We start from the raw sequence: 1,475 nt of genomic DNA on the forward strand, positions 1-1,475 counted from the left end.
CCCCTTCTGGGTGAGGGGGTTGCGGGCCGGGGCCTCGCTCACAAGTATTCGTGGGTTGCCGGGTAGGGGCCGCCTGCCCGGCCTATCCGACAGTTGTGGGAGGCCCCGGTGTTTACTGAGCGTACGAGTATCGGGCTCGATGTGCACGCCCGATCCGTCGCGGCAGCGGCGATCGATGGTGTGACGGGCGAGCTGTTCCAAACGAAGCTGCCGCCGAGCTATGACCGGATCCGGTCATGGGTGCTGGATCTGCCAGGCCCAGTCGCGGTGGCATACGAGGCCGGCCCGACCGGGTTCGGACTGTACCGGGCGTTGACCGCCAGCGGTATCCGGTGCGAGGTGGCGGCACCGTCGAAGCTGCAACGACCGTCGGGTGATCGGGTCAAGACGGACGCGAGGGACGCGGTGCACCTGGCCCGGTTGCTGCGGTTGGATGAGATCACCCCGGTCGCGGTGCCGACCGTCGAGCAGGAAGCGGCACGTGATCTGGTGCGTGCTCGTGAGGATTGCCGGGCGGATCTGATGCGGGCACGGCATCGGCTGTCGAAGCTGCTGCTACGGCACGGGATCGTGTACGACGGCGGGCAGGCGTGGACGGCCAAGCATGATGCGTGGCTGCGCCGGCAACGACTCGACCAACCCGCCGAGCGGATGGCGTTCGATGCCGAGTACGACGCGGTACTCACCGTGAAGGCCCGCCGGGACCGACTCGACCGGGCGATCGAGGAACTGGCCGCGGACAGCGAGTTCACCCCACTGGTGCGCAGGCTTGGCTGCCTGCGCGGGGTCAGCGCGTTGACCGGATTCGGGCTGGCGGTCGAGATCGGCGACTGGCACCGGTTCACCGGGAACACGATCGGCTCGTTCGTCGGTCTGGTCCCGACCGAGTTCTCCTCCGGCAACTCCCGCACGCTCGGGCCGATCACCAAGACCGGCAACGGTCACGTCCGCCGCCTGCTGGTCGAGGCCGCCTGGCACCACCGGGCCCGGTACCGTGTCGGCGAGGTCATGCGTGCCCGCTGGGACCAAGCACCGCCCGCCGCCCGCGCCCGTGGTGACCTCGGCAACCGGCGCCTGCACGATCGGTGGGTCGGCTTCCTCGAACGCCGCAAACGTCCCACCATCGCGAACATCGCGATCGCCCGTGAACTGGCCGGCTGGTGCTGGTCGTTGGCCGTCATGGACGAATGACACCCTGAGCCGCTTCGACGTCTGACACCGGTGGCAGCGCGAGGAGCGACCCGCGAGACTTCTATGAGCAACCCGCTGACCGGGCGACGCTCGATCCTAGACACGCGGTCCCACTCCTGCCGAAACAACCGTCCTGCGGTACCCAACCCGCGCATATCAGACTGACCGCGCGTCGCCAACGACACGCTCACCTACGCCCGACGACGAAGCAAGAGGCGCCGCCCAGGAACAATCCCGGACGGCGCCTCACCCTGCCCACTTGACAGGAAAGGACTACATATCAG

General features: G+C 68.2%; 1 protein-coding gene. It reads left to right on the forward strand.

What is annotated here, in order from left to right; genetic code table 11:
* The first annotated feature begins 108 nt into the window (after window positions 1-108).
* Entirely contained in the window at window positions 109-1,191 is a 1,083-nt protein-coding gene (locus EZM51_RS20365; RefSeq protein WP_136710139.1) for an IS110 family transposase, read from the forward strand.
* Window positions 1,192-1,475 lie beyond the last annotated feature (284 nt).

It is taken from the genome of Agromyces sp. H66 (assembly GCF_004959775.1).
Classification (GTDB): Bacteria; Actinomycetota; Actinomycetes; order Actinomycetales; family Microbacteriaceae; genus Agromyces.